The sequence below is a fragment of the Geobacillus zalihae NBRC 101842 genome (assembly GCF_001544135.1).
Classification (GTDB): Bacteria; Bacillota; Bacilli; order Bacillales; family Anoxybacillaceae; genus Geobacillus; species Geobacillus zalihae.
Genome location: NZ_BCPV01000095.1, coordinates 1 through 8,187, shown reverse-complemented (window position 1 = coordinate 8,187; position 8,187 = coordinate 1). Strand labels below are relative to the sequence as shown.

Below are 8,187 nucleotides of genomic sequence, written 5' to 3'. Positions count from 1 at the left end.
ATAAACCGTATTTGACTTTTAGATGAAATATGTGTCAAAGTGTATATCAAATGTAAAAAAGTAGAATTTCTCCTATTGTGTTAAGTTGGAACGATAAGCACATAGGGGAATTCTACTTGTAATTCCAGTTTATTGTAGAACTCGTGGATTTACCAGACTTTGCACTTCAACAACTATTGATGTTGAAAAAGGCAAATAGATTACTCGTTTCACTGTCAAAGACTGCTGCTTTATTTTTCTTGTTGCGACGATTCATGTACAACCGAATCATTGTTATATTAACCCATTTTGTCATTCCTTTTTTGGGCTGATCTATGTCGGCATTCCTATGGTTTGTGCATGATGTGAATCTTGTACAATGACTTGGAGCGTGAAATGGACAGGGATTCCCGAACGTAGGCATGTCACGGATATGTATAGATGTTCAATGGCTTTGCTTTGCCATGAAAAACGATTTAAATCGATTCGAAAAAATATGGAATTTCGTATACGAATATGAAAATTGGAATGTTGGTTTTATGCACAAGTAGAAGAATGATTACTACAACCGAATGAAACAAGTACTCCTAAACTCGTTTGTGTAGATGAATTCGTCTTGGGAAAAGGGCATAGCTACAGCGTGGCATGGGTGGACCATGAGATGGAACATGTATGCAAATCATGTATGGACGTACAAAGGATTCGCTCCTCACAGTATTGCATTAATGGCCAACGTCCATTGATCCTTTTCATGTTGTTTAACTATTTACGAAAACGATTGGTCAGTCTAGCAAACGAATCGGTGGAACCGAATCGGCTCATGAAGATGTACGAAAAGCAAGGCGTCTTGTAACTATTTGTTCTTCCAATTTAATTTTTTCTAGAAAAAGAAAATAAATATGGTTGGATTTCTATGAAATCTTTACTTTACACGAGCTCTACCAGTCGCTTCAAGGGATTCGGTGTTTTTATCGGTCAAGTAGAGTAAGAAGATAAGTGTTTACATGATTGGTTTGAGTGACATACTTTTTCCTTTGACATTTGTGAGACGAATTGCGAAGACAATGTTTCATTAGAAAGAAGGTTTACTTTATTCTATTCGTTATCGGCTCACTAATGGAAAAGAAGGAACAAATAGTACAATCAAGATGCTCAAACTATTTTTTGCAAAGCAGAAATGGTTCTTACGCATATTTGGTGGAACATCGAATTACGGTTAAAATTATTGAATTATTGTTCGTCTCTTATTATTATCCAAAACTATACATTGGAAACGCCATTCATTATTTACTCTATTACACACAGTTTTTGGGCTATCACCAAAAGAACATAAGAACCGCAGAAATGCAGAGTTTTGCAAAGAAAAATGCAGAGAATTGCAACTTGACATGGAGCCTCTGTGGGGCGTGACTAAAAAGCCAGCAATATCAAGAGCTGGCTTCTCCTAACAAGGTTATCACGCTCACCACTCCATGTTAAAGTTGGTACAAATCAAATTCTATGCAAATCTCTGCACTTTTATTTTGCAATAAACAGCTCTAGGGTATTAGGATACCTCAAGATGAAACATTTTGAATATCGTATTCGTCTAGAAACGGTTTCTCTATTATCACATATGAAACAAAATTTTAAAAATAGGTTTATAGTGATAAACCATAAAAATAAAATGTTAATTAAATGGTGATTAATTATGAGATTGCTCATTGTATGGCACGCAGGTGGAGTAAAATCTTACTGGAAAAGGTTTAAGGATTTATCCAATCATTTTAAGGAGGTTAGAGTATTAATACCTGAAAAATGGAATGAAGGAGGTAGAGAGGTAAATTCTATAACTACCTTCCTGAGTGATAATTGTTCTATAAATGTTGGAAAAACTTTTTTTGCTTTTCATGATGCTACTCATATTTATGTAAATAACTTATATAAACTACTAAAATCTTATAAACCTGATATTATTCATATACATGAAGAGCCATGGAGCATGTGCACTTTCCAAGTAATACTTTTGAATAGAATTTTAAACATAAATGCAAAAATAATTATAGATTCTGCTGCGATATCTACAAGAAAGTTACCGTTTCCTTTCTCATGGATTGAGAAATTTACCTATAATAATGCTGACTTGTTTTTTGCTAGAAACAAAGAAGTAAAGCAAATATTAGTTCAAAGAGGATGTAGGTCTCCAATATATTTATTGCCAAATGGTTTAGATACTGATAAATTTAAAAAACTTACGTCCAATGAAATAAAGCATAAGAAAAGTAAAATAAATATAGAAGATAGTAATTTAATTATTGGTTATGTGGGTCGCATGGTGAGAGAAAAAGGGATTTATGATTTTATTGAGGCTGGAGAAACACTAATCAATGAGGGATATAATCAGTTAAGATTTTTAATGATAGGTAGTGGTCCAGAATATAATAGCGTCACGTCAGAAATTAGTCGGAGAAAATTAGAGAAATACTTTATTATAAAGGAAAGAATAGATTCTGAAGCCGTTCCTGTTATTATGAATATTATTAATATTCTTGTCCTTCCTTCGAGAACAACGGCAAATTGGAAAGAGCAATTTGGACGGGTATTAGTAGAAGCGATGGCCTGTGAGACAGCGGTTGTTGGTTCAGACTCAGGAGCTATCCCTGAAGTTATTGGTGATGAAAGATTTGTATTTAGAGAAGGTGATGTAGAAGATTTAGTTTCGAAATTAAGACTTTTAATAGATAATCAAGAGCTATATAAAGAGGTGTTAGTTAATAATAAAGAACGAGCAATCAAACAATATAGCTGGCAATCGTTAGCAAAATACTATAAAGAAATTTTAGAGAAACAAGGAATGTATTAATATTAATACAGATGTTTATGATAGTGATAGTCTATGAACTTGTCGACAAGATGAATGTCTCCTTTCTCGGAAAGAATGGATTGAATCAAATTAGAAGCACGGTACGCTAATACATAAAGATATCTCTTCTTGTATTTGATGGATCCACACTTTCATGCTAAAAGAAAGGGGGCTTTTTTTATATATTTAAATTAATCCAAATTGTATAGTCAACACGCATAGCATTAATTCATTATTTTTGTCACAAATTAGGAGAATGACATGGTTATGGTAAGGAAGAAAAGGATATATATAAACGCACGTTTTTTGACACAATCTATTACTGGGGTTCAGAGATTTGCTATCGAACTTGTTAAGGCCTTAGATAATTTAATTGATAAAAAAATAATAGATAAGAATAAAATAGAAATTATTTTGCTTGCTCCTAAAGATTTAAAAATAGAAATTGAGTTAAAACATATATTTTTAAGACAAGTTGGATTTTTAAAAGGGCACTTATGGGAACAATTTGAACTTCCTATATACTCCAGAAAAGGATTTCTAATAAATCTTTGTAATACTGCCCCTCTCTTAAAAAGAAACCAGACTGTTGCTATTCATGATGCAGCGGTTTTTGCGATACCTGAAGCTTATACTTTTATCTTTCGTACCTGGTATAAGGTTCTCTATAAATGTTTAGGGAATTGGTTGGATAAAATAATAACTGTATCTAATTTTTCTAAAAATGAATTGGTAAAATTCTGTGGTATTAATCCTGATAAAATACATGTAATTTATGAAGGAAAGGAACATATATTGTCTGTTAAAGCTGAGTCTGGTATTTTAGAAAAATATAATTTAAAGAAAGGAAAGTATCTATTAGCTGTTAGTAGCTTAAATCCTAACAAGAATTTTATCGCAATTATAAAAGCGCTAGAAATGTTAGGAAATACCAAATTTGATATAGCTATAGCTGGTGGAACTGATCCTAAAGTATTTAATTCTTCAAACAAATTATCTTACCAAAATGTTAAGTATCTTGGATATGTATCTGATGAAGAATTAAAGGCGTTATATGAAAATGCGGCTTGTTTTATTTTCCCATCATTTTATGAAGGATTTGGTCTACCTCCTTTAGAAGCCATGGCGTGTGGATGTCCAGTAATCATTTCGAATACAGCATCCTTACCAGAAATTTTCGGTGATGTTGCATTGCTTTGTGATCCATATAAACCAGAAACAATATCGCGGGCAATAAAGCAGATTGAATTGAACCCTAATTTGAGAAAGTTTATGTCTGAGAAAGGAATAAAACATTCCCAAAAATTCCAGTGGGAAAAATGTGCACTAGAATTGTTGAATTCTGTAGTATAATAATCAAGCACTATATAGGAGGATAAAATGAAAAATATATGTGTTATAGGTACAGGATATGTTGGCCTAGTTACTGGAGTAGCCTTATCTGAAATCGGCCACAATGTTACTTGTATTGATATAGATAAACAAAAGATTGAAAAAATGCAGAAAGGTATATCCCCCATTTACGAACCAGGATTAGATGAATTAATGAATAAAAATATTATTGCAGGTAGGCTGCATTTTACAACAGACTATAAACAAGGGGTTTCTGAAGCAGAGATTATCTACATTGCAGTTGGAACACCTCAAAGAGAAGATGGATCTGCTGATTTAACTTATATTGAGCAAGTAGCAAAAAATATTGCACAATATATTGTAAAAGATGGGGTTATTGTTGTCACAAAAAGTACGGTTCCGGTCGGTACAAATGAAAAAGTGAAAAATTGGATTAAATCCAATTTAAAAAAAGAAGCAAAGTTTGATATTGTTTCAAATCCTGAATTTTTACGTGAAGGTTCTGCTATTTATGATACGTTTCATGGAGATCGTATTGTTATTGGTGCTGAAAATGAGAGAGCTGCTTCAATTATTGAAAAAATTAATAAGCCTTTTGGAATCCCTATCTTTAAGACGGATATAAGGAGTGCAGAAATGATTAAATATGCATCAAATGCTTTTTTGGCAACGAAGATAAGTTTTATAAACGAAATCGCTAATATTTGTGAAAAAGTCGGTGCAAATATTGAGGATGTAGCCTATGGAATGGGATTAGATAATCGTATTGGTTCACAATTTTTAAAGGCCGGAATTGGTTATGGTGGATCTTGCTTTCCTAAAGATACACGTGCTCTTGTTCAAATAGCTGGGGATGTTCAACATAAATTTGAATTGTTAGAAGCGGTTATTAATGTTAATAATAAACAGCAAGTGAAGTTAGTTCAAAAGGCAATCGAAGAGTTAGGTAGCTTGAGAGGAAAAAAGATTGCATTATTAGGATTAGCTTTTAAACCGAATACGGATGATATGCGTGAAGCTGCTTCTATCGTAGTTTCAAAACAGCTTCTTGAATACGGAGCTTATATTAAGGCGTATGATCCAGTAGCAATTGAAAATGCTAAGAAAGTTTTACCCAACGAAATCACTTTTGTAGATACAATTGAAGAAGCTTTACTAGATGTAGATGTAGCATTTATTTTAACAGAATGGGAGCAAATAAAATCTATTGATCCTAATAAGTTTATTGAACTAATGAAGGAACCAATTATATTCGATGGAAGAAATTGTTTTGATTTGGAATACATGAAACAGTATCCAATAGATTATTACTCTATTGGAAGACCTTATATTTTAGGAAGAAGTAGTAAACTGACTGCCTCTTTAACCAAAAGCAATAATTAATTGTAACAAAGTTGTTAGGAAAGAATAAAAAGGGAGTTTTTTTATGCCAACAAAAGTAGCAATCATTCACGACTGGCTAGTCACCTATGCAGGCGCTGAGAAAGTATTGGAACAATTGCTTAAGATTTATCCTGATGCTGATTTGTTTAGCCTCGTAGACTTTATAGATGAAGATCAGAGAGATTTTATTTTAAATAAACAGGCTACTACCTCTTTTATTCAAAAGTTGCCATTTGCTCGGAAAAAGTATCGCAGCTATCTCCTTTTATGCCGTTGGCTATTGAGCAATTGGATGTATCAAAGTACGATATTGTCATTTCTAGTTCCCATGCAGTTGCGAAGGGAGTGATTACAGGCCCTGACCAACTGCATATTTCTTATGTGCACTCCCCAATACGCTACGCTTGGGATTTGCAGCATCAATATTTAAAAGAAGCGGGATTAGCACGCGGAATGAAAGGCTGGATCGCGAAGGCAATCCTTCATTACATAAGAAATTGGGATTACCGTACAGCAAATGGTGTCGATTATTTTGTAGCGAATTCAAAGTTTATCGCTCGGAGAATTTGGAAAGTGTATCGAAGGGAAGCGGATGTCATCTATCCGCCGGTAGATGTGTCCGCTTTTACTTTCCACGATAAAAAAGAAGATTTTTATCTTACAGCATCTCGAATGGTTCCATATAAAAAAATTGACTTAATCGTTGAAGCTTTCTCGCAAATGCCAGATAAAAAATTAGTCGTTATCGGTGACGGACCGGATTTTAATAAAATTAAGGCAAAGGCTGTTTCTAATGTGGAGTTGCTCGGATACCAGCCTTTTGAAGTTTTAAGAGACTATATGCAGCGGGCAAAAGCGTTTGTATTTGCTGCAGAAGAAGATTTCGGAATCACACCTGTTGAGGCGCAAGCTTGTGGTACTCCGGTTATTGCCTATGGGAAAGGTGGGGCACTAGAAACTGTTCGAGGATATGGACAAGCTGAGAAGCCAACGGGTTTATTTTTTAAAGAACAGACTGTTGCATCATTAATTCAGTCTATTCAGTTGTTTGAGAATATCTCGGGAGATATTCAATATCAAGACTGTCGTGAAAATGCGTTGCGTTTTTCACCAGAAAGATTTAGAAAAGAGTTTCAAGACTATGTAAATAGCAAACTTCAACATATGTAATTAAAAATCAGGAGGATTTCAATGAAACTAGTATTACTTTCCGGCGGTTCCGGTAAACGTCTTTGGCCTTTATCAAATGATGCTCGTTCGAAACAATTTTTAAAAGTGTTAGAAAACAAAAATGGTGAACTGCAGTCGATGGTGCAGCGCGTCTGGGAACAGTTGGGGAATGTTGGTCTAGCTGATTCCGCTGTGATTGCTACAAGCAAATCCCAAGTCGATATGATTCAAAGCCAATTAGGACAAGATGTACCGATTATCATTGAACCGATGCGGCGCGATACGTTTCCAGCGATCGCTCTAGCATCGGTTTATTTGTATAGCGTAGAAGGAATTCGTTTAGATGAGGTTATTGCGGTGTTACCTGTCGATCCTTATGTAGAGGATCGCTTTTTTCATCGAGTTAAAGATTTGGAAGAAACCGTACTTGCAAGTGGGGCTGATTTGGCGTTAATCGGTGTTGAGCCAACATATCCATCTGCGAAGTACGGTTATATTGTTCCTGCTTCTAAATCTAGTGATAGTGATTATTTAAGAGTAAGTCATTTTACAGAAAAACCAAATGAAGAAAAAGCATTGGAATTAATTAAACAAGGTGCGCTTTGGAACTGCGGCGTGTTTGCGTTTAAGCTTGATTATATAATTTCCTTACTGCAAGAAAAAGGTCTTCCAATTGAATATGATGAGTTATTAAAGCAGTATGATAAGTTACCGAAAATCAGCTTTGACTATGAGGTCGTAGAAAAGACAGAACATATTGTTGTGTTGCCTTACGATGGTTATTGGAAAGACCTTGGAACATGGAACACGTTAACAGAGGAAATGGCAACAAACCAAATTGGTAAAGGTGTTATTAGTGCTGATTGTGAGAATACGCATCTCATTAACGAGCTAGATATTCCTGTGACTGTATTAGGAGTATCTAATGCGGTTGTTGCGGTGAGTCCAGATGGTATTTTAGTCGCTGACAAAGCGAAGAGCCCAAAAATTAAAGAGTTAGTAAATGGTTTTGATCAGCGTCCAATGTATGAAGAACGTCGCTGGGGTTGGTATCGGGTATTAGATTATACAAAGTTTGAAGATGGACGAGAAGTATTAACAAAACGAATCGGTGTTACCGCAGGGAAAAATTTAAGCTACCAAATGCATCATTATCGCAGCGAAGTGTGGACTATCATTAAAGGGGAAGGGGAATTTGCTTTTAACGGAGAAATTCGCCGCGTGAAGCCAGGTGATGTGCTTGAAATTCCTGTTGGTGCGAAACATGGAATCAAAGCGATTACTGATTTAGAGTTTATTGAAGTGCAAACAGGAACACAGTTAATTGAGGAAGATATTGTTCGCATTTATATGACGTGGGAAGAAGTAGAGGCAAATTGCTTCTCTGCGAGTAAATAATGGGTTGGCTGCTAGAAGGATGTGCTTCTTCTAGCAGCTTCTTTTTTTGTTAGTAAGAGAAA

General features: G+C 34.8%; 4 protein-coding genes and 1 pseudogene. All 5 read left to right on the top strand.

Going from position 1 to position 8,187, the window contains the following annotated elements:
- Positions 1-1,669: 1,669 nt before the first annotated feature.
- The 5 genes and pseudogenes from GZ1_RS16840 to GZ1_RS16820 all read left to right on the top strand — a co-directional run bounded on the left by GZ1_RS16840 (position 1,670) and on the right by GZ1_RS16820 (position 8,125).
- Entirely contained in the window at positions 1,670-2,821 is a 1,152-nt protein-coding gene (locus GZ1_RS16840) for a glycosyltransferase (RefSeq protein ID WP_060788945.1), read from the top strand.
- 261 nt (positions 2,822-3,082) lie between these two features.
- Positions 3,083-4,174 (top strand): glycosyltransferase family 4 protein, encoded by a 1,092-nt coding sequence (locus GZ1_RS16835; RefSeq protein WP_255211319.1) that lies wholly within the window; start codon positions 3,083-3,085, stop codon positions 4,172-4,174.
- 27 nt (positions 4,175-4,201) lie between these two features.
- Complete coding sequence (locus GZ1_RS16830) at positions 4,202-5,557, top strand: UDP-glucose dehydrogenase family protein (RefSeq protein WP_060788944.1); 1,356 nt, start codon at positions 4,202-4,204, stop codon at positions 5,555-5,557.
- A 43-nt stretch (positions 5,558-5,600) separates the two neighbouring features.
- A pseudogene (locus tag GZ1_RS16825) lies at positions 5,601-6,727 on the top strand (glycosyltransferase family 4 protein).
- Between the two features lie 21 nt (positions 6,728-6,748).
- Positions 6,749-8,125, top strand: coding sequence for a sugar phosphate nucleotidyltransferase (locus GZ1_RS16820; RefSeq protein WP_060788943.1), 1,377 nt, complete (start codon positions 6,749-6,751; stop codon positions 8,123-8,125).
- Positions 8,126-8,187: the final 62 nt, after the last annotated feature.